At 68.8% G+C, this 24,942-nt stretch carries 20 protein-coding genes; 10 read left to right on the top strand and 10 right to left on the bottom strand.

Annotated elements, in window-relative coordinates:
* Nucleotides 1-84 precede the first annotated feature (84 nt).
* The gene (locus AAFF32_RS03895) at nucleotides 85-705 is read right to left on the bottom strand and encodes a hypothetical protein (protein WP_216964789.1); all 621 of its coding nucleotides are present in this window, start codon (nucleotides 703-705) and stop codon (nucleotides 85-87) included.
* Between the two features lie 100 nt (nucleotides 706-805).
* On the opposite strand from AAFF32_RS03895, the gene AAFF32_RS03890 reads away from it, so the two are divergent.
* From AAFF32_RS03890 to AAFF32_RS03860, 7 genes are all read left to right on the top strand, one after another.
* Nucleotides 806-1,870, top strand: a complete 1,065-nt coding sequence (locus AAFF32_RS03890) for an ATP-binding protein (RefSeq protein ID WP_216964791.1) — start codon at nucleotides 806-808, stop codon at nucleotides 1,868-1,870.
* The gene (ntrC, locus tag AAFF32_RS03885) at nucleotides 1,867-3,285 is read left to right on the top strand and encodes a nitrogen regulation protein NR(I) (protein ID WP_342316545.1); all 1,419 of its coding nucleotides are present in this window, start codon (nucleotides 1,867-1,869) and stop codon (nucleotides 3,283-3,285) included. Before AAFF32_RS03890 ends, ntrC begins: the two co-directional genes overlap by 4 nt.
* Before the next feature lie 115 nt (nucleotides 3,286-3,400).
* The gene (locus AAFF32_RS03880; RefSeq protein WP_342316544.1) at nucleotides 3,401-3,988 is read left to right on the top strand and encodes a superoxide dismutase family protein; all 588 of its coding nucleotides are present in this window, start codon (nucleotides 3,401-3,403) and stop codon (nucleotides 3,986-3,988) included.
* An 84-nt stretch (nucleotides 3,989-4,072) separates the two neighbouring features.
* Complete coding sequence (locus tag AAFF32_RS03875; protein WP_254200763.1) at nucleotides 4,073-4,567, top strand: GNAT family N-acetyltransferase; 495 nt, start codon at nucleotides 4,073-4,075, stop codon at nucleotides 4,565-4,567.
* Between the two features lie 201 nt (nucleotides 4,568-4,768).
* On the top strand, nucleotides 4,769-5,065 hold the full coding sequence (locus tag AAFF32_RS03870; RefSeq protein ID WP_216964797.1) for an I78 family peptidase inhibitor: 297 nt from the start codon (nucleotides 4,769-4,771) through the stop codon (nucleotides 5,063-5,065).
* Nucleotides 5,066-5,103: 38 nt separating this feature from the next.
* Nucleotides 5,104-5,532, top strand: coding sequence for a ribonuclease domain-containing protein (locus AAFF32_RS03865; RefSeq protein WP_216964799.1), 429 nt, complete (start codon nucleotides 5,104-5,106; stop codon nucleotides 5,530-5,532).
* Nucleotides 5,529-5,966: a barstar family protein gene (locus AAFF32_RS03860; RefSeq protein WP_254200766.1), complete on the top strand. Its 438-nt coding sequence runs from the start codon at nucleotides 5,529-5,531 to the stop codon at nucleotides 5,964-5,966. The genes AAFF32_RS03865 and AAFF32_RS03860 overlap by 4 nt, the downstream gene beginning before the upstream one ends.
* 195 nt (nucleotides 5,967-6,161) lie before the next feature.
* Here the strand turns inward: AAFF32_RS03860 and AAFF32_RS03855 are convergent, their stop codons facing one another.
* Nucleotides 6,162-7,427 carry a TCR/Tet family MFS transporter gene (locus AAFF32_RS03855; RefSeq protein ID WP_216964801.1) on the bottom strand — a complete coding sequence of 422 codons (1,266 nt, stop codon included), beginning with the start codon at nucleotides 7,425-7,427 and terminating at the stop codon, nucleotides 6,162-6,164.
* A 545-nt stretch (nucleotides 7,428-7,972) separates the two neighbouring features.
* Between AAFF32_RS03855 and gltB the strand changes: the two genes are divergently transcribed.
* Nucleotides 7,973-12,439 (top strand): glutamate synthase large subunit, encoded by a 4,467-nt coding sequence (gltB, locus tag AAFF32_RS03850; protein WP_342316543.1) that lies wholly within the window; start codon nucleotides 7,973-7,975, stop codon nucleotides 12,437-12,439.
* Between the two features lie 172 nt (nucleotides 12,440-12,611).
* Nucleotides 12,612-14,096 (top strand): FAD-dependent oxidoreductase, encoded by a 1,485-nt coding sequence (locus tag AAFF32_RS03845; protein WP_342317211.1) that lies wholly within the window; start codon nucleotides 12,612-12,614, stop codon nucleotides 14,094-14,096.
* Between the two features lie 120 nt (nucleotides 14,097-14,216).
* Here the strand turns inward: AAFF32_RS03845 and AAFF32_RS03840 are convergent, their stop codons facing one another.
* The 8 genes from AAFF32_RS03840 to AAFF32_RS03805 form a co-directional block, all read right to left on the bottom strand.
* Nucleotides 14,217-14,390 carry a GIY-YIG nuclease family protein gene (locus AAFF32_RS03840; protein ID WP_342316542.1) on the bottom strand — a complete coding sequence of 58 codons (174 nt, stop codon included), beginning with the start codon at nucleotides 14,388-14,390 and terminating at the stop codon, nucleotides 14,217-14,219.
* 234 nt (nucleotides 14,391-14,624) lie between these two features.
* Nucleotides 14,625-15,215, bottom strand: a complete 591-nt coding sequence (folE, locus tag AAFF32_RS03835) for a GTP cyclohydrolase I FolE (protein WP_216964805.1) — start codon at nucleotides 15,213-15,215, stop codon at nucleotides 14,625-14,627.
* Nucleotides 15,216-15,410: 195 nt separating this feature from the next.
* On the bottom strand, nucleotides 15,411-16,943 hold the full coding sequence (locus tag AAFF32_RS03830) for an efflux transporter outer membrane subunit (protein ID WP_342316541.1): 1,533 nt from the start codon (nucleotides 16,941-16,943) through the stop codon (nucleotides 15,411-15,413).
* Nucleotides 16,937-17,689 carry an SDR family oxidoreductase gene (locus AAFF32_RS03825; RefSeq protein ID WP_216964809.1) on the bottom strand — a complete coding sequence of 251 codons (753 nt, stop codon included), beginning with the start codon at nucleotides 17,687-17,689 and terminating at the stop codon, nucleotides 16,937-16,939. Before AAFF32_RS03825 ends, AAFF32_RS03830 begins: the two co-directional genes overlap by 7 nt.
* A 79-nt stretch (nucleotides 17,690-17,768) precedes the next feature.
* Nucleotides 17,769-20,954 (bottom strand): multidrug efflux RND transporter permease subunit, encoded by a 3,186-nt coding sequence (locus AAFF32_RS03820; RefSeq protein WP_342316540.1) that lies wholly within the window; start codon nucleotides 20,952-20,954, stop codon nucleotides 17,769-17,771.
* 231 nt (nucleotides 20,955-21,185) lie between these two features.
* Complete coding sequence (locus AAFF32_RS03815; protein ID WP_254200770.1) at nucleotides 21,186-22,307, bottom strand: efflux RND transporter periplasmic adaptor subunit; 1,122 nt, start codon at nucleotides 22,305-22,307, stop codon at nucleotides 21,186-21,188.
* A 71-nt stretch (nucleotides 22,308-22,378) separates the two neighbouring features.
* The gene (locus tag AAFF32_RS03810; protein WP_342316539.1) at nucleotides 22,379-23,329 is read right to left on the bottom strand and encodes an SDR family oxidoreductase; all 951 of its coding nucleotides are present in this window, start codon (nucleotides 23,327-23,329) and stop codon (nucleotides 22,379-22,381) included.
* Nucleotides 23,329-23,607, bottom strand: a complete 279-nt coding sequence (locus AAFF32_RS03805; RefSeq protein WP_216964816.1) for a hypothetical protein — start codon at nucleotides 23,605-23,607, stop codon at nucleotides 23,329-23,331. The genes AAFF32_RS03810 and AAFF32_RS03805 overlap by 1 nt, the downstream gene beginning before the upstream one ends.
* Nucleotides 23,608-23,769: 162 nt before the next feature.
* On the opposite strand from AAFF32_RS03805, the gene AAFF32_RS03800 reads away from it, so the two are divergent.
* On the top strand, nucleotides 23,770-24,861 hold the full coding sequence (locus tag AAFF32_RS03800) for a LysR family transcriptional regulator (protein ID WP_216964819.1): 1,092 nt from the start codon (nucleotides 23,770-23,772) through the stop codon (nucleotides 24,859-24,861).
* The last annotated feature ends 81 nt before the right edge of the window (nucleotides 24,862-24,942 follow it).

The raw sequence follows: 24,942 nt of genomic DNA, 5'->3' as shown, positions 1-24,942 counted from the left end.
GGCGATGGCAGTCCCACACGTCACACCTCGTGAGCGGGGCCTGAGCGCTTGCGCGTGCGCGTCGGCGGCTTCGTCGTCGACGCGTCAGTCCTTCCTGGGCTTTTCAGGCGTCGGCTGCGCGGGCGTCTCCGGTTTGGATGGCACGATGGGCGGTGTCGCGCCTGGGATACGCGTCATGGGGGGCACGCCCGCTGCCTTTCGCACACCATCGTCGATGATGATCTTCACATTGGGCCGTGGTCCTTTGTCGTCCTTGTTGAAAGACATGGAAGCCTCCTTCGCATTGATGGCGATGAACGCGGTGGTGAGGAAAACGGCAAGACAGAACGCGGAGCCAGAGGCCCAGTTGAAGATCTCGGTCAGGAGGGCAGGCGTGTTGGGTGAACCCCATGCGCTGGTGTTCTGCTTCAGGTAGTAGTCGTCGGCGATCTCCAAATGCCGTTTCAGCGCAAGCTGTGCCAACAGGTAGGACGCGATCGTAAGCGTGATGCACAGGGCGAATAGCAGCCACGACCCGTACAACAGATAGGCATGCGCAGCCCGGGTCAGCGGCACGAAGTCCTTGAGGAATCCGAGCGAAAGGGCGAGCGCGCCGCTTGCGTAGGTCAGGATTGACCTATCGAAGTTCTCTGAATTTGAAAGCTGCCGCCTGAAGGTTTCTTCCTTCAACTCGGAGAACAGTTTGACGGGCTCGACGGTGGACATCATGGCCTCCCGGTATCGATAACGGGAAAGCCCGAGAGGCCGGTCAGAGTGAGGGGCTCGACCGATCAGCGCGCCCCAGCTTTTGCACTAACATGGTGCAATGCCCACCCCCACCCCGCCCGACACCGCCCGCCCCGAGCTCGACGCGCTGACCACGCCGGTCGCGTGGAGCGATGAGGAAGGGGCGATCGTCGGGTGCAACGCGGCGTTCTCGCGCTGGCTCGGGGTCAGCGCGCGGCGGCTGGTGGGGTGGCCGCTGGCGGGTCTGGACGGTGGCGAGGGCCGGTTGGCCGAGGCGATGGCCCGGCTCGATGCGGCCGACGCCCCGCTGCGCCTGCGCCGCAACCGCCTGCGCTACGCCGACGGCGAGGAGTGTTTCGCCGATGTTTGGCTGAGCCGACGCGACGACGGCGGCTGGTTGCTGGAGGCGCACCCGGTCGATGAGTTCCCCGGCGACGATCCGGCGCTGCTGCTGCCCTCGGCGCTGTCGGCTTCGCTGAAGGGACTGGCCCATGAACTTCGCAATCCGCTCGCGGGCCTCAAGGGTGCCGCGCAATTGCTCGCGCGGCGCATCGATGCCGACAACCCGTCGGGCGATTCGCGCGAACTGGTGGCGATGATCGGTTCTGAAGTCGAGCGCCTCACCGCGCTGGTCGATCGCCTGCTCACGCCCGCGCCGCCGCGTCCGCATGTGCCGCTCAACATCCACGCCGTGCTCGAACGCGTGCTGCGCCTGGCCGAGAGCGAGGCCGGTTGGGCGGTGCGCCTGGTGCGCGATTACGACCCCAGCCTGCCCGAGTTCGCCGGCGACGCCGACCGTTTGATGCAGTCGGTGTGGAACCTGGTGCGCAACGCGATCGAGGCCGGCGCCGCCAACGTCACGCTGCGCACGCGCGCCGAGCACGCGGTGCGCATCGGCGACGCGGTGCATCCGATGGCGCTGCGGCTGGACATCATCGACGACGGCCGCGGCGTGCCTGAGGAACTCACCGAGCGTCTGTTCCTGCCGCTGGTCTCCGGCCGCGCCGAGGGCAGCGGGCTCGGCCTGGCGCTGGCGCAGCAGGTCGCGCGCGAGCACCGCGGCTCGCTGGCGTACCGCTCGCGGCCCGGCCACACCGTGTTCACCCTGCTGCTGCCGATGCAGGTCGAGGAAGAAGCGACATGAGCAACGCCCGCGTCTGGGTGGTCGACGACGACCGCAGCGTGCGCTTCGTGCTGGCCACCGCGCTGCGCGAGGCGGGCTATCGCGTGGACGGTTTCGAGAACGCCCGCGAGGCGCTCGATGCGCTGGCGCAACGCGGCGCGCCGGACCTGCTGTTCACCGACGTGCGCATGCCCGGCGACGACGGGCTGGTGCTGCTCGACAAATTGAAGGCGCAGGCGCCGAAGCTGCCGGTGATCGTGATGAGCGCCTACACCGATGTCGCCAGCACGGCGGGCGCGTTCCGCGGCGGCGCGCACGAGTTCCTGTCCAAACCTTTCGATCTGGACGAAGCGGTCGAGCTGGCCGCGCGCACGCTCGCCACGATCGACAGCGCCGCGCCGCCGCAGCGCGACACGGCCGCCACGCAGGACGACGCGCTGATCGGCGAAACACCGGCGATGCGCACGCTGTTCCGCGCGATCGGCCGCCTGGCGCAGGCGCCTTTGTCGGTGCTGATCACGGGCGAGACGGGCACCGGCAAGGAGCTGGTCGCGCGCGCGTTGCACCGCGAGTCGCCGCGTGCACGCGCGCCGTTCGTCGCGCTCAACACGGCGGCCATTCCGGCCGAGCTGCTGGAAAGCGAGCTGTTCGGCCACGAAGCGGGCGCCTTCACCGGCGCGCAGCGTCGTCACGTCGGGCGTTTCGAACAGGCGCACGGCGGCACACTGTTCCTGGACGAGATCGGCGACATGCCGCTGCCGTTGCAGACGCGCTTGCTGCGCGTGCTGGCCGAAGGCGAGTTCTTCCGCGTCGGCGGGCGCGAACTCATCCGCGTGGACGTGCGCGTGATCGCCGCGACGCACCAGGATCTGGAAGCGCTGGTCGAAGCCGGCCGCTTCCGCGCCGACCTGCTGCACCGCCTCGACGTGGTGCGCCTGCGCCTGCCGGCGCTGCGCGAACGGCGCGAGGACGTTCCGCGGCTGGCGGAGCGTTTCCTGCATGCCGCCGCGACGCGTTTCGATGCGCCGGCCAAGCGTTTTTCGCCCGGCGCACTGGAACGCTTGATCGCCTACGACTGGCCCGGCAACGTGCGTCAGCTGGAGAACCTGTGCTGGCGACTGGCCGCGCTCGCACCGGGCGAGACCATCGCGCGCGAGGACCTCGACGACGCGCTTGCGGCCACACCAGGCCAGGACGCTGCGCAAACGGGCGGCGATGATGACTGGGATCGCCGCCTGTCGGCATGGGCGCGAGCGCAGCTGGAACTGGGGCGCGACGACATCCATGCGCAGGCACGCGAGCGCTTCGAGCGCGCATTGTTCGACGCCGCGCTGGAACACACCGGCGGGCGCCGTACCGAAGCGGCGGCGCGGCTCGGCCTGGGGCGCAACACGCTCACGCGCAAGCTCGGGCCGGGACGACGACGCCCTTCATGAGGCCATCACGCTGTTCACCGCTGGCCCACTCACCCATCGCTACGCTGCACGCCACCCCGATGCGCCCGCCGCGCATCCGGTTTCCCCATTCGCAACACCGCATGATCGCAAGGAGATGCCGATGAAGACCCCGCTGATGCCCGCCCTGCTCGCCACCGCCGTCGTGGCGCTGTCGGCCTGCAGTTCGTCGGCGCCGACGAAGAGCACGGCACCGGCGGCGCCGGCGGCGCCGGCCGCGCAGTCCACCGCGAAGGCGGCGACGGTCAACCTCGCTTCGGCGTCGGGCAGCCTGGTCAGCGGCAAGCTGAGCATCGTGCCGATGGGCGACGGCGTGCACTTGACGGGCGAGATCGGCGGTTTTTCGCCGGGCAGCACGCATGCCATCCACATCCACGAGAAGGGCGACTGCAGCGCGGTCGACGCCAGCAGCGCCGGCGGTCACTTCAATCCCTCCGCGCAGCCGCACGGCAAGGTCGGCAGCGGCGCGCACCACGGCGGCGACATGGACAACATCGTCGCCAACGCCGAGGGCGTGGCGCAGGTCAACGCGCATGCGCAAGGCGTGACGCTCGGCGGCGGCGCGACCAACGACGTCGCCGGCAAGGCGGTGATCGTGCACGCCTCGCCGGACGATTACCGCACGCAGCCCACGGGCAATGCGGGCGGACGCATCGCCTGCGGCGTCATCACCGTTACGCGCTGAGGCCAGCAAGAAGATGTGACGCGTGAGCGCCGGCCACGGGCCGGCGCCGTACACTCGGCGTTCCCCACTCCGGTGCCTCGCGCCATGTCCACGCTGCGCATCCGCCCCGCCCACGCCCACGATCGCGACCTGCTCGCACAGTGGGCGCAGGCCATGGCGCTGGAAACCGAACACAAGCACCTGGACGAAGCCACGGTGCGCGCCGGCATGGAGGCGGGCATCGCCGATCCGGCGAAGGCGCGTTACTTCATCGCGATGCAGGAATCGGCGGTGGCCGGCCGCGAAACCATCGCCGCACCGGCGGGCACGCTGATGCTCACGCGCGAGTGGAGCGATTGGCGCAACGGTGACTGGTGGTGGATCCAGAGCGTGTACGTGGCGCCGCCGTTCCGCCGCCAGGGCGTGTTCTCCGCGCTGTACCGCCATGTCGAAACGTTGGCGCGGCAGACGCCGGGCGTGGTCGGCCTTCGACTGTATGTGGAGCGCGAGAACACCAATGCGTTCAAGACGTACACCGCGCTGGGCATGGTGGATGCGGGGTACGCGATCCTGGAAGCGGAGTTCGCCAAGCGGCCGTGAGCGGCGCGATGCAAAAGATCGCGCCAACCTGCAAACCCTCCTCGTCGCTGAAGCAGACGAGGAAGTTTCGATCCAGCGCAACCTTCGCGTCGCCGCGACCGGCTATCCTCCGCGTTTACACGCTGAACACGCGTCCGGGCGCACGGTGCGCCGCATGAACCCTGCGGGCCCATGGCCCGACCACTTCCAAGGAGATTGACCATGATCCGCAGCAGCCTGTGCCTCGCCGTCCTTGCCCTGTCGCTCGCGGGCTGCGCGTCGACGACGCCGGCAGCGGGTCCTGCGGCGCCCAGTGGTCTGTGCAATGCCGAAGGTGCGCGCTGGGCGATCGGCTCGGCGGTCAACGACGACGTCGTCAACCGCATCCTGCGCGACACCGGCAGCCGCGACGCGCGCGTGCTGCGCCCGGGGCAACCGGCGACGATGGACTTCCGCGAGGATCGCGTGAACGTCGACGTCAACGACCGCGGCGCAATCACCGGCTTACGCTGCGGCTGAGGCAACGGCGCCACGCGCGCCGATCACGGAAACAGCGCATGTCGCGGCATCGTCATTCGATCGTGGTCCTGGCGCTGATCGCGCTGGTCGGCCTGTGGCTGTGGACCAAGCGCGCCGGCGACGGCGAACTGCGCGCGCCGAACGCGCCCGTCGCGACACAGCGCGCGGACGCGGCTTATCCCGCGTTCCTGCCGGCCGAGGCGCACGCGGCGCTCGACCGCATCGCCAGCGGCGCGACGCACCCGTACCGGCAGGACGGCAGCACGTTCCAGAATCGCGAAGGCCACCTGCCACCGCAACCGCGCGGCTACTACCGCGAGTACACGGTGCCCACGCCCGGCGCGGACACGCGCGGTGCGCGCCGCATCATCGCCGGTGGCGATCCGCCGGTGGAGTACTGGTACACCTCGGACCATTACCAGAGCTTCCGCCGCTTCGAATGGTCGCCACCGAAGGACGCGCGATGAACGCCGTGGACCTGCGCAGCATCCTCTCCGACCCCGAACACAGCGGCGCGTATTTCATCGACGAGCGCGACAGCGAGGGCATGGCGCAGACTGCGGACGCGCTCGGCTTCGCGGTGATGCGCGTGGACCTGGCCGGCTGCGAAGGCAAGACTGACCTGATGGCGCGGCTCGCGCAGGCCGGCGGCTTCCCCGACCTGTTCGGCGCGAACTGGGACGCGCTGTCGGACGTGCTGCGCGACATGTCGTGGCGTCCTGCGCCCGGTTACGTATGGCTGGTCGAGAACGCCGGTGCATGGCGCGAGGCCAACAGTGCCGACTTCGACACGCTGCTGGACATCCTCAACGAGGCCGCCTTCGAATGGTCGCGCGAAGAGGTCGCGTTCTGGGCGCTGCTGCCCTTCCCGGGCGATCAGCTGACGACGCTGGAAGACTGAGGCGCGCTGCTGGTTTGCTGGTTTGCTGTTCCCTTCTCCCATCGGGAGAAGGTGCCCTGGACTTGATCCAGGGCGGATGAGGGGGAACGGGGCGGGAACGCATGAACTCTCAGCGCCTCGCCGCACCGGCGCTCCGACTCATTCCCTTCGTTAGCCCTCACCCCAACCCCTCTCCCGGTGGGAGAGGGGCTTTCATCACCGCGCTTCGACCGCTTCGATCGAAGCCGCCGCGGGCACGCGCGCATACCGCCACGCAATGCCCACCGCCACCGCCAGCAGCACGCCGGCGATCAGGAACGGGGCGCCCGGCAGGTGCACCGGTGCGCGCGCATCGATGAAATAGCCGAAGCTGCCGGCGAACACGACCGGGCCGATGATGCCCGCCAGGCTCACCAGGCTCATCAGCGCGCCCTGGATGCGGCCCTGCACTTCCGGCCCGACCTGTCGCGTGATCAGCGCCTGCGTCGACGGCGCGGCCAGGCCCCATACGGCGGAGATCGGCAGGCCGATCAGGAACACCCAGCCCACGTCGGCGAACCCGTAGATCGCAAAACCCACCGCACCGCAGGCCAGGCCGAGAATCAGCGCGCGGCGCTCGCCCATCGCATGCACGACCTTGCCCACCAGCCCCGCCTGCACGATCACGTTGAGCACGCCGACGATGGCGAGCACGTAGCTCACTTCGCGCGGGCCCCACTGGTACTGGTAGTCGGCGAACAGCACGAACACGCTCGGGTACACGTAATGCGCCAGGTTGGCGATGAACACCACCGCCGCCAGACCGAACACCTGCGGGTAGCGCTTGAGCAGCACCAGCGATCCGAGCGGATTGGCGTGCGACCAGTCGAAGCGCGCGCTGCGGCGCTCCTTCGGCAGCGACTCGGGCAGCACGAACCAGCCGTAGCAGAAGTTCACCAACGCCAGCGCGGCCGCGAACCAGAACGGCAGGCGCAGGTCGATCTCGCCCAGTTGGCCGCCGATCAGCGGCCCGACGATGAAGCCCACGCCGAACGCGGCGCCGAGCAGGCCGTAGCTCTTGGCGCGCTTGTCGGCCGGTGTGATGTCGGCGACGTAGGCGTTGGCCGTGGTGAAACTGGCCGAGGTGATGCCCGAAATGACCCGGCCCACCAGCAACCACGCCAGCGACGGCGCCAGCGCCATGAACACGAAGTCCAGCCCCAGACCCAGGCACGACAGCAGGATCACCGGCCGCCGCCCGAACCGGTCCGACAACGCGCCCTGGATCGGCGAGGTGATGAACTGGATGCCGGCGAACAGGAAGCCGAATGCCGCCACCCAATACGCCGCATGCGCGGTGTCGCCGCCGGCGAACTGCTCGATCAGGTGCGGCAGCACCGGGATGATCAGGCCGAACGAGAGGACGTCGATCAGGATGGTGACGAAGATGAAGGCGAGCGCGGCGCGGCGGCGCGCACCCGTGGCGGGAGCGGTATCGGTCACGAGGGGCCGGGGGCGATCGGGAAGACGGGCAGTTTAGCGCGCTGGCCGCGCGCGCCTCTCTCCGCTGCGTCGACGCATTCCCTCTCGCCTTGCGGCGACCGAAGGGAGTGCAGAGCTGAGAGGAACAACGGCATCGTAGCCCGGGTAAGCGAAGCGCACCCGGGATCGACGTTCCGCAATCCTGCAACGTGCGGGTCCCCGGGTGCGGCCTTCGGCCTTACCCGGGCTACGAAAGGACTGCGTGCGCACCCATCGCGCGAATGGTTTCAACCGTTACCAAACGCCTCCGGATGTCGCGCACCATTCCTCGTCCGATCAATTACTTGTGCCTCCTGACGCGTCCTTGCGCGCGTCGTCCGCAAGACAAATTGCCGCATTGCACAAAGTGTGATTTATTCGGTAGAACCAGGGTGGTGAGGCAGGCCGGACCGCGCGAGCGGACCGTCTTCGTCGTCGCCGGAATCCCCGGTGTGGCGTGTGCCTCAGCCAGGTTCGTTGTCGTGTTTCGCACAGCAACCCAGCGGTGAATCCGCGTTGGAGTGACGATGCAGCAGCAGTACCGTCCCGGCCCAGTCGGTCTCTACGACCCGCGCGATGAGCGCGATGCGTGCGGCTTCGGCCTGATCGCGCAGCTCGACGACGCGCCCAGCCGCGCCATCGTCGATCGCGCGATCGAAGCCCTGGTACGCATGACGCATCGCGGCGGCATCGCCGCCGATGGCCTGAGCGGCGACGGCTGCGGCCTGCTGATCCGCCAGCCGGACGGCTTCCTGCGCGCGCTCGCCCGCGAGGCGAACATCGCGCTCGGCGCGCATTACGCCTCGGGCCTGGTGTTCCTGCCGCACGACGAGGCCGCCGCCGCGCGCGCGCGCGACGAACTGGGCGCGCAGCTGCAACGCGAACGCGTGAGCGTCGCCGGCTGGCGCCAGGTGCCGGTGGACCTGGACGCTTGCGGCGAACTGGCACGGCGCACGATGCCGCGCATCGAGCAGATCTTCGTCAAGCCCGCCGGCGCGTTCGATGCGGCGAGCTTCCAGCGTTCGCTGTTCCTCGCGCGCCGTCGCGCCGAACAGCAGCTGCGCGACCTGCCCGACTTCTATGTCGTCAGCCTGTCCACGGCGAGCATCGGCTACAAGGGCATGGTGCTGCCGAACCGGCTGGCGCAGCTGTATCCGGACCTGCAACGCAGCGACCTGACCGCCAGCGTCGTCGTCTTCCACCAGCGCTTCTCCACCAACACCACGCCGCGCTGGCCGCTGGCGCAGCCGTTCCGCCTGCTCGCCCACAACGGCGAGATCAACACCATCTCCGGCAACCGCGCCTGGGCGCAGGCGCGTGCGCACGTGTGGCGCACGCCGAACCTGGAGCTGACCGAGTTCGACCCGGTCGTCACGCTCGACGGCTCGGACTCGCAGTCGCTCGACAACATGCTCGAACTGCTGCAGGCCGGCGGCATGGACCTGCTCAAGGCGATGCGCATCCTGATCCCGCCGGCGACGCAGTCGCTGGAATACAAGGACGCCGACCTCGCCGCGTTCTACGAGTACTACTCGCTCAACACCGAGCCGTGGGACGGTCCGGCCGGCATCGTCACGGTCGACGGCCGCTACGCGGCGTGCACGCTCGATCGCAACGGCCTGCGCCCGGCGCGCTGGATGCGCACGCGCGATCGCCACTTTCTCATCGCCTCCGAAGCCGGCGTGTGGGAACGCCCGGCGGAGGAGATCGAAGCCAAGGGCAAGCTCGGCCCGGGCGAGATGATCGCGGTCGATCTGTATCTGGGCGAAGTCCTCGACAGCGACGCCATCGACCGCATCAACCGCGCGCGCGCGCCGTACAAGCGCTGGCTCAAGCAGGGCATGACCTACCTGCAGACCGAGCTGATCGATCCCGCGCTGGCCGCCGAACCGTTCGACACCGAAACGCTGACGCGCTTCCAGAAGCTGTTCCAGCTCACCCGCGAGGAACGCGAGCAGGTGCTGCGCCCGCTTGCGGAAACCGAACAGGAAGCCGTCGGCTCGATGGGCGACGACGTGCCGATGGCGGTGCTGAGCCAGCAGGTGCGGCCGCTGTACGACCAGTTCCGCCAGGCGTTCGCGCAGGTAACCAACCCGCCGATCGACCCGCTGCGCGAGGACTGCGTGATGTCGCTGGCGACGCAGCTGGGCCGCGAAGGCAACGTCTTCGTCGACGGTCCGGGCAACGTCAACCACATCCACCTCAACTCGCCGGTGCTGTCGCAGCGCAAGCTGCGGCAGATGCTGGCGATGGAGCAGTACGAACACGCCAACGCGCTGATCCACCTGCATTACGCGCCGGAGGAAGGCCTGAAGGCCGCGATCGAGCGCATCTGCGCCGAAGCCGAAGCCGCCACGCGCGCCGGCAAGGTGCTGCTGGTGCTGAGCGACCGCTATCCCGAACAGGACCGCCTGATGGTGCACGCGCTGCTCGCCACCGGCGCGGTGCACCAGCACCTAGCGCGCGTGGGCCTGCGCTGCGAATCCAACCTCATCATCGAGACCGGCACCGCGCGCGATCCGCACCATTTCGCCTGTCTGCTCGGCGTGGGCGCGACGGCGGTGTATCCCTACCTCGCCTATCAGACGCTGCACGACCTGGGCGTGCGCGGCATCCTCAAGACCAAGCACGGGCAGGTCGCGGAGATCGGCCGCAGCTACCGGCGCGGCATCAAGAAGGGCCTGCTGAAGATCATCTCGAAGATGGGCATCAGCACCATCGGCAGTTACCGCGGCGCGCGCCTGTTCGAGATCGTCGGCCTGGACCGCGAAGTCGTCGACCTGTGCTTCGCCGGCACGCCCTCGCGCATCGGCGGCGCGGGCTTCGCCGACCTGCATGCGGATGCGCAGGAACTGGCCGACCACGCCTGGAACGCCAACGCCCTGCCCGCCATCGGCGGCCTGCTCAAGTACACGCCCGGCGGCGAGTACCACCTGTTCAATCCGGACGTGGTGGTGAGCCTGCAACGCGCGGTCGCCACCGGCGAATGGAGCGACTGGCAACGCTACGCCGCGGCGGTGAACGAACGCCCGACGGCGGCACTGCGCGACCTGCTCGAAGTCGACACCTCGAACACGAACGCGATTGCGATCGACGACGTCGAGCCGGTCTCGGCGATCGTGCGCCGCTTCGACTCGGCCGCGATGAGCCTGGGCGCGCTGTCGCCCGAGGCGCACGAAGCGCTCGCCATCGCGATGAACCGCCTGGGCGGCCGCAGCAACTCCGGCGAAGGCGGTGAGGATCCGGCGCGTTACGGCACGGACAAGGTGTCCAAGATCAAGCAGATTGCGTCGGGCCGTTTCGGCGTCACGCCGGAGTATCTGGTCAATGCCGAGGTGCTGCAGATCAAGGTCGCGCAGGGCGCCAAGCCCGGCGAAGGCGGCCAGCTGCCGGGCCACAAGGTCAACGAGCTGATCGCGCGCCTGCGTTACGCGACGCCGGGCATCGGCCTGATCTCGCCGCCGCCGCACCACGACATCTATTCCATCGAGGACCTGGCGCAGCTGATCTTCGACCTCAAGCAGGTCAATCCGCAGGCGCTGGTGTCGGTGAAGCTGGTCTCGCACGCGGGCGTGGGCACGATCGCCACGGGCGTGGCGAAGGCCGGCGCGGACCTCATCACCGTGTCCGGCCACGACGGCGGCACCGGCGCCAGCCCGCTGTCGTCGATCCGCTACGCCGGCACGCCGTGGGAGCTGGGATTGTCCGAAGCACGCCAGGCGCTGATGTCCAACGACCTGCGCGAGCGGGTGATCCTGCAAACCGATGGCGGCCTGAAGAGCGGCCTGGACGTGATCAAGGCCGCGCTGCTGGGCGCGGAAAGCTTCGGCTTCGGCACCGCGCCGATGATCGCGCTGGGCTGCAAGTACCTGCGCATCTGCCACCTCAACAACTGCGCGACGGGCGTGGCGACGCAGGACGATGCGCTGCGCCGCGACCACTTCACCGGCCTGCCCGAACGCGTGGAGAACTTCTTCCGCCTGCTCGCCGAGGAAGTGCGCTTCTGGCTCGCGCAGCTGGGCGTGCGCACGCTGGGCGAACTCGTCGGCCGCACCGACCTGCTGCGTCAGCTGGAAGGCGACGGCGACCGTCAGCATGGCCTCGACCTGGCGCCGTTGCTGGCCGGCAGCGGTCTCGCGCACGGCGGCCATTGCGGCGCGCCGCAGCCGACGGCCGATGCGACGGGGCTGGCGGCGCAGCTCGATGTCGATCTGGCGGAGATCATCGCGAACAAGCGCGGCGGCGCCTACACCTACACCATCCGCAACACCGACCGCAGCATCGGCGCGCGGCTGTCCGGCCGGATCGCGCGCGTGCACGGCGATCGCGGCATGAACGACGCGCCGATCGCGCTGCGTTTCGACGGCAGCGCCGGGCAGAGTTTCGGCGCGTTCAACGCCGGTGGCCTGCACTTCGAACTGCACGGCGAGGCCAACGACTACGTCGGCAAGGGCATGGCGGGCGGCCGTATCGTGATCCGCCCGCCGCACGGCGCGCGCTACACCGCGCACGAGACGCCGATCCTCGGCAACACCTGCCTCTACGGCGCCACCGGCGGCGAGCTTTATGCGGCCGGCCGCGCGGGCGAGCGTTTCGGCGTGCGCAACTCCGGTGCGACGGCGGTCGTCGAAGGCGCGGGCGACCACTGCTGCGAGTACATGACCGGCGGCGTGGTGGCGGTGCTGGGCCGCACGGGTCTGAACTTCGGCGCGGGCTTCACCGGCGGCATGGCGTACGTGCTCGACACCGAGCGCGATTTCGTCGATCGCTACAACCACGAGCTGATCGACATCCTGCGCATCGCCTCCGACGGTTTCGAGAACCACCGCTCGCACCTGCGCGATCTGCTGGAAGCGCACGTGCAACTCACCGGAAGCGTGTGGGCGCGCAAGATCCTCGACGAGATGCGCGACTTCCTCGGCAAGTTCTGGCTGGTGAAGCCGAAGGCGGCGAGCCTGGAATCGCTGGCGGAGAATTTGAGGAGGGCGGCGTGATGTTCAAGAACCGCACTCGCTTTTGCCCCTCCCCCTGCGTGCAGGGGGAGGTTGGGAGGGGGTACGAGGCGCGCCAGCGCCGAGCTCGCCGCGATGCGGCTTCGCGCCCCCTCCCCAACCCTCCCCTGCAAGCTGGGGAGGGCGCTGAGATGCGGAGGAGTCTGTGAGCAAGATGGACAGCAAGAAGCCCGTGTTCGCCTTCCGCGAGACGCCCCGGCAGATGCCGTCGCGCATTCCGCTGGAGCTGCGTCGCAGCGGCGACTGGAGCGAGCTCTACGGCCGCTTCGGCGAGGCCGAGGCGAAGCACCAGGCCAGCCGCTGCCTGGACTGCGGCAATCCGTACTGCAGCTGGAAGTGCCCGCTGCACAACTACATTCCGAACTGGCTGGAACTGGCGCGCGAAGGCCGCCTGCACGAAGCCGCCGCGCTCGCGCACGAGACCAATCCGCTTCCGGAAATCTGCGGCCGCGTCTGCCCGCAGGACCGCCTGTGCGAAGGCAGCTGCACGCTCAACGACGGCTTCGGCGCGGTCACCATCGGCGCGGTGGAGAAGTACATCGCCGACCGCGCGCTCGCCGAAGGCTGGCGCCCCGATCTGTCCAAAGTGGTCGCGACCGGCAAGCGCGTGGCCGTCGTCGGCGCGGGCCCGGCGGGCCTGTCGTGCGCGGATCGCCTCGCCCGCGCGGGCATCGAGGCGGTGGTGTTCGACCGTTACGAACAGATCGGCGGGCTGCTGCACTTCGGCATTCCCAGCTTCAAACTGGAGAAGTCGGTGCTGCAGACGCGTCGCGAAGTGCTCGAAGGCATGGGCGTGACGTTCCGCCTGGGCGTGGAGATCGGCCGTGATATCGGCATGGATCGCCTGCTCGAGGAATTCGACGCCGTGTTCCTCGGCCTGGGCAGCTACCGTTACACCGACGGCGGACTGCCCGGCCAGGACCTGCAGGGCGTGCTGCCGGCGCTGCCGTTCCTGGTGCACAACGGACGCCTGGTGCACGGCGACGACGAAGCGCAAGGCAAGCCCATCGCCGGCTGGGAAGACCGCGTCGCCCTGCCCGACCTGCACGGCAAGCGCGTGGTGGTGCTGGGCGGCGGCGACACCGGCATGGACTGCGTGCGCAGTGCCGTGCGCCTGGGCGCCGCGCGCGTGAGCTGCGCCTACCGTCGCGACGAAGCGAACATGCCCGGCTCCGCGCGCGAAGTCGCCAATGCGCGCGAGGAAGGCGTGCAGTTCCTGTTCAACCGTCAGCCGCTGGAGCTGCTCGGCGAAGACGGACACGTCACCGGCGTGCGCGTGGCCGAGACGCGCCTGGGCGAGCCGGACGAGCGCGGCCGTCGCAATGCCGAAGCGGTGCCCGGCAGCGAATCGGTGCTGGCGGCGGACGTGGTGATCATCGCGTTTGGCTTCCAGCCCGATCCGCCGGAATGGCTGTCGGCGCAGGGAATCGAGCTGGAAGGCAACGGCCGCATCCGCGTGGCGAATGCGACGGGCGGTTGTGCGTCGCGGCGTTCGACGTCGGCGGCGCTGCCGTTCCAGACGACGAATCCGCGCGTGTTCGCCGGTGGCGACGGCGTGCGCGGTGCAGACCTGGTCGTGACCGCGGCGTATGAGGGTCGTGAGGCGGCGGTGGGGATTGCGAAGTTGTTGCTGGGGTAACGCGGGGCAGGTTGTATCGGCTCAGCCCGCGCCTTCACCTGGCAACGAACACCGTTCGTCCTGAGCGTAGGTGCCGCAGCACCGAAGTCGAAGGATGGACGGGGCGCAGCCTACACGCGCTCATGCCGATGCTTGCCACGCTCCCTGCGTGTAGACGAGAACCACGGGGCGGCGAGTCTGGGTGTAGCAGGCGAAGCGGCCTGCGTGGTGCTCGTCGAGGCGTCGTTCGAGATCGTCGGTGTGTCCGATGTAGAAGCTCGCGTCGGCACAGCGAAGGATGTACATCCAGAACATGAGGCTCGTCCTTGAGCTTGCCGGTCCGTCCATCCTTCGACTTCGGCGCTGCGCGCCTACGCTCAGGACGAACGGGGAAGGGCTGCAGGATGGAAGGATGGAGCGCTCAAGCGCTCAAGCGCTCAACGTCAGTATCCTTTCACCGTTCGTCCTGTGCGTAGCGACGAAGTCGCGGAGTCGAAGGATGAACGGGCCGACCGCCTCACGCCGCCAGTCAGCGCGGGCAGCGGACGCTTACCGCCCCGGCCCCACATCGATGAACTGCAGGAACTCCGCCCGCGTCCGCGCATCCTCGCGAAAACTGCCGAGCATCTTCGAAGTGATCATGCTTACGCCACGCTTGTGCACGCCACGCGTGGTCATGCACTCGTGCGAGCCCTCGATCACCACGCCGACGCCGCGCGGCTGCAATACGTCCTGGATCACCTGCGCGATCTGCGCCGTCATCTTCTCCTGCACCTGCAGGCGGCGGGCGTAGGTCTCCACCACGCGGGCGAGCTTGCTGATGCCCACCACCTTGCCGTCGGGCAGATAGCCCACGTGCGCCTTGCCGATGATCGGCGCCATGTGGTGCTCGCAGTGGCTTTCGAACTCGATGTCGCGCAGCACGATCATCTCGTCGTAACCCTCGACTTCCTCGAAAGTGCGCTTGAGGTAGTCGGCCGGGTCTTCGGCGTAGCCGCTGAACCAGTCCTGGTAGGCCTTGGCGACGCGCTTGGGCGTGTCGAGCAGCCCTTCGCGCGCCGGATCGTCGCCGGCCCAGCGCAGCAGCGTGCGCACGGCGGCCTCGGCCTGGTCGCGGGTGGGCTTGTCGTCATGCGCCATGGCACGGCCTCGTGATGGGGGACGGAAATGCTACTCCACCCGGCGCGAGCGGAGAAAAAAGACGCCGCCGGGCGGGATGAGGCCACGACGGCGCGAAAGGCTGCGAACAGCCGAGGGTCTGGATCCGAGCAACCGGCGACGCCACGCGTGAGGGAGGGGATCGCGTGGCGCCGCCGGCCGTCGGCAGGGGAACGGTCAGCGCGAGGCGACTTCCTCGCGCACTGGAACGCGCGTCGGCCAACCGCCGGCCAGCGCCTTGTACAGCGCGACCGCGGAACTGGCGCTGCGGGTGCGCCCATCGGCGAAGGCTTCCTGCGCGTTGAGCTGGGTGCGTTCGGCATCCAGCACTTCGAACAGGTCGGCGGCACCGGCCTCGTAGCGCACGCGCGCCAGGCGCGCGGCGGTGGCGCTGTCGATGGCGGCCTGCTCCAGATGCTGGTCTTCCACGCGCGCACGGGCATAACGGACCAGTGCGTTCTCGGTGTCTTCCAGCGCGAGCAGCACGGACTGCTGGTAGCGCGCCAGTTCGCCGGCGGCGTCGGCATCGGCCGCGGCCATGCGAGCACGCACGCGGCCGATGTCGAGGAACGACCAGTCGATGCCCAGCGCGACGAACCGCGTCTCGCTGTCGCGTTCGAACAGCGCGCTGCTGTCGATCGCCTGGCTGCCGATCAGTCCGCCGAGCGTGAAGCGCGGGAACAGGTCGGCCGTCGCCACGCCGATGCGTGCGGTGGCCGCATGCAGGCGGTGTTCGGCGGCGATCACGTCAGGGCGGTGGCGCAGCAGTTCGCCGGGCGAACCCGGATCCAGCCGCGACGGCAACGCCGGCAGCGGCTGCACGGGCGTGAGCTCGGCGATCAGCGAGTCGGGCGTCTGCCCGGTGAGCACGGCCAGGCGATGCATCGTCACCGCGACCTGCGCTTCCAGTGCCGGCACACGTGCGAGCGTGGCCTCCAGCTGCGCGCGGGCGCGAGACGTGTCGAACTCCGTGCCGCGACCGGCATCGAAGCGCGCGTTCACCAGGCGCAGCGTTTCGCGCTGGTTCTCGGCGTTGTTCTGGGCGACGCGCAGGCGTTCCTGCAGGCCGCGCAGTTCGACATAGCTGCGCGCGACCTCGCCGACGATGGCGACCTGCAACGCGTCCAGGTCCGACGCGGTGGCCCAGGCTTCGGCGCGCTGCGATTCCACGCCACGGCGCACGCGGCCGAACACGTCCAGCTCCCAGCTGACGTCGGCCTGCACGCTGTAGCTTTCGCCGTCGCGATTGTTGCGCGACACGCCCGGCGCCTGGTCGGCGCTGGCGCGCGAGTCGCTGGCGGTGGCGCTGGCCGTCACGGTCGGGAACCGATCGAGCTTGGCGTTGCGCAGCAGTGCGTTCGCGCGGTCGTAGCTGGCCAGCGCGATGCGCAGGTCGTGGTTGGCGGCCAGCGAATCCTCGACCAGCCGCGTCAGCAGCGGGTCGTTGAAACTGCGCCAGAACTCGTCGTCGGCCTGCGGCGCGGGCACCTGGCTCGATGGCGTATTGCCCGACGAGGTGTCGCCCGACGGCGCCTGCGCCGTGGACGATTCGACGCCGGTGGCGATATCCACCGCGCGCGCATCCGCAGCGGCTTCATCGCGCGCGAACTTCGCGGGCGTGTCGATGTTCGGCCGCACGTAGTCGGGGCCGACGGCGCACGCGGCGAGCAGTGCCGCCGCGACGCCGAGCGTGAGGGAGCGGATCACCATGGCAGCGTTTCTCCGAGGTAGACGAAGCCGCCGGTGCGGCCGTTGTCGTCCAGCAGCGCCATCTCGACGCTGGTCTTCGCGCCGGTGGGCACGTCGATCTCGCCTTCACCGGCGTTCATGTCGGTCTTCACGTAACCCGGATGCACGGCGTTGACCTTGATCGGCGTATCGCGCAGTTCGTACGCCAGGTGCACGGCGTAGGAGTTGATGGCGCTCTTGGATGCGTTGTAGGCGGGGATGATCTTGAAGTCGTAGATCGGCGAGGCCGGGTCGCTGTGCGCGGTGAGCGAGGCGAGCAGGCTGGAGACGATGACGATGCGCGCGGCCGGCGCCTTCTGCAGCAGCGGCAGCAAGGCGTTGGTCGTGGCGACCACGCCGAAGACGTTGGTGTCGAAGGTCTCGCGCCACGCGGTGAGCGACTGCTGCGACGGCTTCGTCAGGCTGCGGTCTTCGGCGATGACGCCGGCGTTGTTGACGAGGATGTCGAGCTTGCCGTGCTTGCGTTCGACTTCCGCGACGGCGGCACCAATGCTGGCTTCGTCGGTGACATCGAGCACGATGGCTTCGACCGGCAGGCCTTCGCCCTGCAGCTTCAGCGCGGCGTCGACGGCCTTGGCGCGATCGCGACCGGCCAGCAGCGTGTGCACGCCGGCCTGGGCGAGCTGGCGCACGGTTTCGAAACCGATGCCACGCGTGCCGCCGGTGACGAGGGCGACCTTGGAACCGTTGGAGGATGAAGCGGACATGGGGAACTCCTGTGGGGATCGCGCGGTGTGCGCGGAATTCGATGCCGGCACGGCGTTGGGCCGTGCCGGCGGTTGCGGATCAGAGGTGGGTGGACGCGTGCGCGACGGCGTGCGATTCGACGGTGGACGGGCCGTGGCTCACCAGCGGGCGGTTCGCCAGCTTGCGCAGCGCGACGTAGAACACCGGCGTCAGGAACAGGCCGAACAGCGTCACGCCGATCATTCCGGAGAACACGGTGATGCCCGTGGCCTGGCGGACTTCGGCGCCGGCGCCGTGCGAGAGCACCAGCGGCACGGTGCCGGCGATGAACGCGATGGACGTCATCACGATCGGACGCAGACGCAGGCGGCAGGCTTCCAGCGCGGCTTCGACGATGCCCTTACCCTGCATTTCCAGCTCGCGGGCGAACTCGACGATCAGGATCGCGTTCTTGCACGCCAGGCCCATCAGCACCACCAGGCCCACCTGCACGAACACGTTGTTGTCGCCGGTCAGGTAGACGCCCAACAGTGCGGAGAGCATGCACATCGGCACGATCAGGATCACCGCCAGCGGCAGCGTCCAGCTTTCGTACAGCGCCGCCAGCACGAGGAACGCGAGCAGCACGGCCAGCGGGAAGACGATCAGCGCCGCCTTGCCCTGCGTGGCCTGCTGGTAGCTCAGGTCCGTCCACTCGATGTCCATGCCGTTGGGCAGCACCTTCTGCGCCAGCTCTTCCAGCTTCGCCATCGCCTGCGCGGACGAGAGCTGGTTGACGTCGGCTTCGCCCAGGATGTCCGCGGCCGGATAGCCGTTGTAGCGGATCACCGGATCGGGGCCGAACGTCTCGGTCACCTTCACCATCGAACCGATCGGCACCATCTCGCCGCGATCGTTGCGCGTACGCAGGTTGGCGATGTCCTCGACGCTGTCGCGGAACGGGCCGTCGGCCTGCGCCACGACCTGCCAGGTGCGGCCGAACATGTTGAAGTCGTTGACGTACGCCGAACCCAGGTAGGTCTGCAGCGTGTCGAACAGCTCCGTCAGCGGCACGCCCTGCGCCTTGGCCTTCACGCGGTCGACCTCGGCGTCGAGCTGCGGCACGTTGGCCTGGTAGCTCGAGTTCGGGAAGCCCAGCCCCGGCGTCTGCGAACCGGCGCCCTGGAAAGCCTGCACCGCGCTCTGCAACGCGCCGTAGCCCAGATTGCCGCGGTCCTCGATGTAGAGCGAGTAGCCCGAACCGTTGCCCAGGCCCTGGATCGGCGGCGGCTGCAGCGAGAAGGCGAAGCCGTCCTGGATGCCGCTGATCTTCGCGCTGAGTTCGGCGTTGATCTCCTCGGCGCTGCGGTTGCGCTGGCCGAAGGGCTTGAGGTTGATGAAGGTCACGCCGTAGTTGGGCGTGTTGCTGAACTGCAACGGATTCAGGCCCGGGAAGGCGACGTCGTTCTGCACGCCTTCGATGGACATGGCGATCTCGCCGATCTTCTTCAGCGCCGCATCGGTGCGTTCGATGGAGGAACCTTCCGGCATCTTGATGCCGGCGATGAGGTAGCTCTTGTCCTGCACCGGCACGAAGCCGCGCGGCACGAGCTGGAACATCAGGCCCGTGGCCAGCAGCAGGCCGGCGTACACCACGAACACCGCGCCGCGACGGCCCAGCACCTTGCTCACGCCGTTCTGGTAACGCTCCGCGGCGGTGCCGAAGAAGCGGTTGAACGGGCGGAATATCCAGCCGAAGCCACGTTCGATGAAGCGGCTCAGTGCATCCTTCGGCGCGCCGTGCGGCTTGAGCAGGCGTGCGGCCAACGCCGGCGAGAGCGTCAGCGAGTTGATCGCCGAGATCACCGTGGAGATGGCGATCGTCACCGCGAACTGCTTGTAGAACTGGCCGGTCACGCCCGACAGGAACGCCATCGGTACGAACACGGCGCACAGCACCAGCGCGATGGCGATGATCGGCCCGGAGACTTCCTTCATCGCCAGGTGCGCGGCTTCCAGCGGCGTGTGGCCGTCTTCGATGTGGCGCTCGACGTTCTCCACCACGACGATGGCGTCGTCCACCACGATGCCGATCGCCAGCACCAGGCCGAACAAGGTCAGCGTGTTGATCGAGAAGCCCAGCAGGTAGAGCGCGGCGAACGTGCCCACCACCGACACCGGCACGGCGATCAACGGAATGATCGAGGCGCGCCAGGTCTGCAGGAACAGGATCACCACCAGCACCACCAGCAGCGTGGCTTCCAGCAGCGTGGTCACGACCGACTTGATCGAGTCGCGCACGAAGATGGTGGTGTCGTAGATCGACTTGTATTCGATGCCCGGCGGGAAGCGCTTGGCGGCTTCGTCCATGCGACGGATGACCTCGTCGCGGATCTGCAACGCGTTGGCGCCCGGCGCCTGGAAGATGCCGATGGCCGCGGCGTTCTGGCCGTCCAGGCGCGCGCGCATCGTGTAGTCGCCGGCGGCGAGTTCGATGCGGGCCACGTCGGACAGACGCACGACTTCACCGTCGTTGCCGCCCTTGAGCACGATGTTGCCGAACTCTTCCGGCTTCTCGAGTCGGCCGCGCGCATTGATCAGCGTGAGGAATTCCGACTTGTTCGGCATGGGCTCGGCGCCGAGCTGGCCGGCGGACACCTGGATGTTCTGCTCGCGCACGGCGCGCAGGACGTCGCTGGCGGTCATGCCGCGCGCGGCGACCTTGTCCGGGTCGAGCCAGATGCGCATGGCGTAATCGCCGCCGCCGAAGGGCTGCGCTTCGCCGACGCCGGGGATGCTGGCGAGCTGGTCCTTCACGTGCAGGCGCAGGTAGTTGCGCAGGTACAGCGTGTCGTACTTGCCGCTGGGCGAGGTGAGATGCACGACCATCAGGAAGACGGGCGACTGCTTCTGCGTCGTCACGCCCTGTCGCCGCACGTCCTCGGGCAGTCGCGCGAGCGCCTGGCTGACGCGGTTCTGCACGCGCACCGTGGCCTCGTCCGCGTTCACTTCCGGGCGGAAGGTGACGGTGATCGACAGCACGCCGTCGGAGCTGGCGACCGACTTGACGTACATCAGGCCTTCCACGCCGCGGATGGATTCCTCCAGCGGCGTGGCGACGGTTTCGGCGATGACCTTCGGGTTCGCGCCCGGGTAGACGGTGCGAACGACCACCGAAGGCGGCACGACTTCGGGGTATTCGCCGATCGGCAGCAGCGGGATCGAGATCAGGCCGGCGGCGAAGATCACGATCGACAGCACTGCCGCGAAGATCGGCCGGTCGATGAAGAACTTGGAAAAGTCCATGTGGGGTTCCTTGTGCGGCGGCTTCAAAACGATGTGTTCAGGCCGCAGCGGTCCTGGGCGATGCGTCACGGCGCATCGCCGATTGGGTTCTGCTTTGTCCCCCTCCTCTGCTCACAGGGGAGGGTTGGGGAGGGGTCGCGAGCCGCATCGCGGCGAGCTCGGCGCTATCGCGCCTCAACCCCCTCCCAACCTCCCCCTGCGAGCAGGGGGAGGGGCAGTCATGTCATGCCGTTACTTCATCGCTACTTGCGGCTGCGGTGCCGGCGCGCCCATCGCGATCACCTTCGGCTGCACCGGCATGCCCGGGAAGAAGACCTTCTGCACGCCGTGCACGATCACCTTGTCCGACGGCGCCAGGCCCGAGGTCACCACGCGCAGGCCATCGATCATCGGCCCGAGCTTGATGTCCTTGCGCGTGGCGGCGTTCTTCTCGCCCAGCACGTAGACGTACTTGCGGTCCTGATCGGTCAGTACGGCCTTGTCGTCGACCAGCATCGCCTTGAACTGCCCGGTGCCCTGCAACTGCACGCGTGCGTACAGGCCCGGCGTGAACATGCGGTCCGGGTTCTTCAGCACGGCGCGGGCGCGGATGGTGCCCGTGCTCGGATCAACCTGGTTGTCAACGAAGTCCACCGTGCCTTCATGCGGATAGCCCTGCTCGGTGGCCAGGCCGACGCGCACCGGGTTCTGCGTCGCCGCGCGCTCGCCCTTGCGGGCCAGTTCCTGGTAACGCAGGAAGCTCTGCTCGTCGCTTTCGAAGTAAACGAACACCGGGTCCTGCGAGACGACCGTGGTCAGCAGCGTGGTGTCGGCGCTGGCGAGGTTGCCCTCGGTCACCAGCGCGCGACCGGCGCGGCCGTCGATCGGCGAACGCACCGTGGCGAACTGCAGGTCCAGGCGCGCATTGTCGAGGGCGGCTTCGGCGGCGCGCACGGCGGCATTGCCCTGCGTGCTGGCGGCGCGGCGGGTTTCGAACTCCTCGCGCGAGATGGCCTTGGCTTCCACCAGCGTCTGCGCGCGCTTGTCCTGCATCTGCGCGAGGCGGGCCTCGGCGCGGGCGCGCTCGACGTCGGCTTCGGCCTGCGACAGGCGCGCCTTGTACGGGCGCGGATCGATGACGAAGAGCACATCGCCCTTCTTCACTTCCTGCCCTTCCTTGTACGCCACCTGGTGGACGTAGCCGGACACGCGCGGACGCAGCTCGACCGTCTCGATCGCGGTGACGCGACCGGTGAACTCATCCCAGCGACTGACGTCCTTGTTGAGCACCTGCGCCACGCTGACTTCCGGCGGCGGCGGCATGCCGGCGCCCGGGTCGGCCTGGCTGCTGCACGCGGTGGCGATGGCGGCCATCAACAGGCCTGTCGCCAGAGCGAGGTAGGGAATCCCGGTATACGACCGGGCCAATTCTTTCCGTGGGGAGGTCATGTCGAACGTTCCTGGTTGTTGTTATCTGTTGAGATCAGGTTCCTGAGCAGCGTGCGCGCGTCCTGTAGACAGCGTGATGGCAGCAGTCCTGCCTGCGCGCTCGGCGGCGCGGTCGCGTCGCCAGGCTCGGGGTCCTGTTGAATCGTCGAATCAGCGGACGCCGGATCGACATCCGCCGCGTCCATCGGCAACGGCAACGCCGTCACTTCGGAAAAGTTCACGACCGCCTGCGCCGGCTGCACGCCCTCGGGCTCGACCAGCGCCAGCGCGCGCTGGCCGACCGCGAGCGCGCTGGGCCACTGTTCGCAGGCGTGGGCGCGATTGAGTTCGGTGCACACGGGGCTGTCGATCGCCAGCAACTGCACGCGCACGCCGATCGTGCGGGCTTCCTCGTGCAGCACGCGCGCGAGCATGCGCAGCGCGGCGGTGGCGATGGAGCGGTGGCCGTAACCGGCCCACGGGCGATCCGCGCCCGGCCCGCCGATCAATACATAGGTGCCGGTGCGTCCGGCTTCGGACAGCAACGGCAGCAGGTGCCGCGCGGCGGCGAGGTGCGGGAGCAGGTCGTCGTCGAGCGTCTGGCGCAGGAACGCCGCCGGATGATCGAGCAGCCGCCCGCGCGTGTCGCTGCCGCACACGGCGGCCACGACACCGCCGATGGGGCGGCCCAGCTTGCGCAGGTCGCGCGCCAGGCGTTCGCCGTCGCCGTCGCTGCTGATCGAGCCGGCGACGACGCTGAGGTCGGCATCGGGGAACTTGCCGCGCAGGCACTGCAGGCCGGCCTTGTCGCGGGCGACCGCGATCACCGGCCGGCCGCTGGCCAGCGCGGCCTCGACCACGCCGCGGCCGACGCCACCGGTCGCGCCGAGCACGACGACGGCGGCGCGGGCGATGCGGCGGCTCTGGGCCGTGTTCTGGGCCGATGCCTTGGCGGCGGGCGTCTTCATTATCGGCCCCAATGTCCCGAATCCGGGATTTTTACTCCCGTGAGCGGGACGGTCTCCGGACGTGTCGCGGCGCGCAGGCCGGCGCTGACCACCGGCAGGACCAGCATCGCGCCGGGCAGCGCCAGCACGAACGCCAGCACCCAGGCGAGCAGCCAGAACTCGTCCGGACCGGCCGCCAGCCCCTGCTGGAGGGCGATCAGGGCAACGCCGACCAGGATCGCCATGGCGATCAGCATGACCGGCAGAAAGGCATATCGGGCTTGGCGGGGGGTGAGCATGGCGGCGGGGGTCGGGGGAGCGTGGGGCAGAGATTAGGCTTGCAATCGGCACTTGATTAGTCCGATTTGGAGGGAATAATTGTCCCGTCATCGGTCCAAATGCGACCGGGTGGTTTGCCCAGTCCGTCTGCCCTCCCCGTCCGCGCCCAAGGAACCCCCCACATGGCCCGCGATCTCAACGACACCCTGATCTTCGTGAAGGTGGTCGAGCACGGAAGTTTCATTTCCGCCGCCCGCGCCCTGCAGCTGCCCAAGACCACCGTCAGCCGCAAGGTGCAGGAACTGGAAACCCGCCTCGGCGCGCAGCTGCTGCATCGCACGACGCGCAAGCTCGGCCTCACCGAAGCCGGCAACATCTACTTCGAACATTGCCAGCGCATCTCGCGCGAACTGGACGAAGCCGAAAGCGCCGTCGGCCAGTTGCAGGGCGGCCCGCGCGGCTGGCTGCGCTTCACCGCGCCCTACTCCGTCGGCATCACCTGGATCGCGCCGCTGCTGGGCGAGTTCCACGCGCGCCATCCCGAACTGCGCGTGGACATGGTGCTGACCAACGAACAGCTCGACATCATCGACAAGGAGCTGGACGTCGCCCTGCGCGTGGGCAACCTGCCCGACTCCAACCTCATCGCGCGCAAGCTGGCCACGTTCCGCACGCAGGTCTACGCCAGCCCGAGCTACATCGCGCGCCACGGCGAGCCGCTGCATCCGGACGATCTGGTGCACCACCGCACCGTGGCGATGCAGAAGTCGCGCCGCAACGGCCAGTACTTCTGGTCGCTCAACGACGGCACGCGCACGGTGGACTATCGCGTCGATCCGGTGCTGGTCGCCAACGATCCCGGCCCGCTCAGCGGTGCGCTGCTGTGCGGCGAAGGCCTGATGCTCGCCGCCGACGTCACCGTGAAGGCGTATGCCGAGCAGGGTTACGTGCAGCGCGTGCTCGCCGGCTGGACCGGCCCGGACTACGAGTTCAACGCGGTGTTCCCCCGCGGTCGCGTGCAGTCACCGAAGGTGCGCGCGTTCGTCGACTTCCTGGTCGAGCGCCTGAACTTCGACGCCGACTACATGCAGGTGCTCTGCCCGAACGTGCGTGCGCGCTACAAGGCGGCGGAGAAGTCCGCAGCCGATGCGATCAACGCCGAGTTGGCGAAGGTCGCCCAGCAGCCCGCAGCCGCGGCCGCAGCAAAGGCCAAGCGCAAGGCGAAGGCGGAAGAGCCTGTGGCGGCTGATGCGCATGAGGAAGAAGAGGATTGATTCCGCCCCCTTCGGGGGCACCTTCTCAGCTCTGCACTCCCTTCGGTCGCCGCGAGGGGAGAAGGAAGAGCAGGGCGCGCG

This window comes from Lysobacter sp. FW306-1B-D06B, from assembly GCF_038446665.1.
In the GTDB taxonomy this organism is placed as follows: Bacteria; Pseudomonadota; Gammaproteobacteria; order Xanthomonadales; family Xanthomonadaceae; genus Lysobacter_J.
This window is presented reverse-complemented; position numbering and strand designations above follow the sequence as displayed.

Bases quoted from the DNA above. Each gene is read 5' to 3' on its own strand.
- AAFF32_RS03895 (WP_216964789.1), bottom strand. From the start codon at position 705: ATGTCCACCGTCGAGCCCGTCAAACTGTTCTCCGAGTTGAAGGAAGAA.
- AAFF32_RS03890 (WP_216964791.1), top strand. From the start codon at position 806: ATGCCCACCCCCACCCCGCCCGACACCGCCCGCCCCGAGCTCGACGCG.
- ntrC (WP_342316545.1), top strand. From the start codon at position 1,867: ATGAGCAACGCCCGCGTCTGGGTGGTCGACGACGACCGCAGCGTGCGC.
- AAFF32_RS03880 (WP_342316544.1), top strand. From the start codon at position 3,401: ATGCCGATGAAGACCCCGCTGATGCCCGCCCTGCTCGCCACCGCCGTC.
- AAFF32_RS03875 (WP_254200763.1), top strand. From the start codon at position 4,073: ATGTCCACGCTGCGCATCCGCCCCGCCCACGCCCACGATCGCGACCTG.
- AAFF32_RS03870 (WP_216964797.1), top strand. From the start codon at position 4,769: ATGATCCGCAGCAGCCTGTGCCTCGCCGTCCTTGCCCTGTCGCTCGCG.
- AAFF32_RS03865 (WP_216964799.1), top strand. From the start codon at position 5,104: ATGTCGCGGCATCGTCATTCGATCGTGGTCCTGGCGCTGATCGCGCTG.
- AAFF32_RS03860 (WP_254200766.1), top strand. From the start codon at position 5,529: ATGAACGCCGTGGACCTGCGCAGCATCCTCTCCGACCCCGAACACAGC.
- gltB (WP_342316543.1), top strand. From the start codon at position 7,973: ATGCAGCAGCAGTACCGTCCCGGCCCAGTCGGTCTCTACGACCCGCGC.
- AAFF32_RS03845 (WP_342317211.1), top strand. From the start codon at position 12,612: ATGGACAGCAAGAAGCCCGTGTTCGCCTTCCGCGAGACGCCCCGGCAG.
- AAFF32_RS03840 (WP_342316542.1), bottom strand. From the start codon at position 14,390: ATGTTCTGGATGTACATCCTTCGCTGTGCCGACGCGAGCTTCTACATC.
- folE (WP_216964805.1), bottom strand. From the start codon at position 15,215: ATGGCGCATGACGACAAGCCCACCCGCGACCAGGCCGAGGCCGCCGTG.
- AAFF32_RS03830 (WP_342316541.1), bottom strand. From the start codon at position 16,943: ATGGTGATCCGCTCCCTCACGCTCGGCGTCGCGGCGGCACTGCTCGCC.
- AAFF32_RS03825 (WP_216964809.1), bottom strand. From the start codon at position 17,689: ATGTCCGCTTCATCCTCCAACGGTTCCAAGGTCGCCCTCGTCACCGGC.
- AAFF32_RS03820 (WP_342316540.1), bottom strand. From the start codon at position 20,954: ATGGACTTTTCCAAGTTCTTCATCGACCGGCCGATCTTCGCGGCAGTG.
- AAFF32_RS03815 (WP_254200770.1), bottom strand. From the start codon at position 22,307: ATGGCCGCCATCGCCACCGCGTGCAGCAGCCAGGCCGACCCGGGCGCC.
- AAFF32_RS03810 (WP_342316539.1), bottom strand. From the start codon at position 23,329: ATGAAGACGCCCGCCGCCAAGGCATCGGCCCAGAACACGGCCCAGAGC.
- AAFF32_RS03805 (WP_216964816.1), bottom strand. From the start codon at position 23,607: ATGCTCACCCCCCGCCAAGCCCGATATGCCTTTCTGCCGGTCATGCTG.
- AAFF32_RS03800 (WP_216964819.1), top strand. From the start codon at position 23,770: ATGGCCCGCGATCTCAACGACACCCTGATCTTCGTGAAGGTGGTCGAG.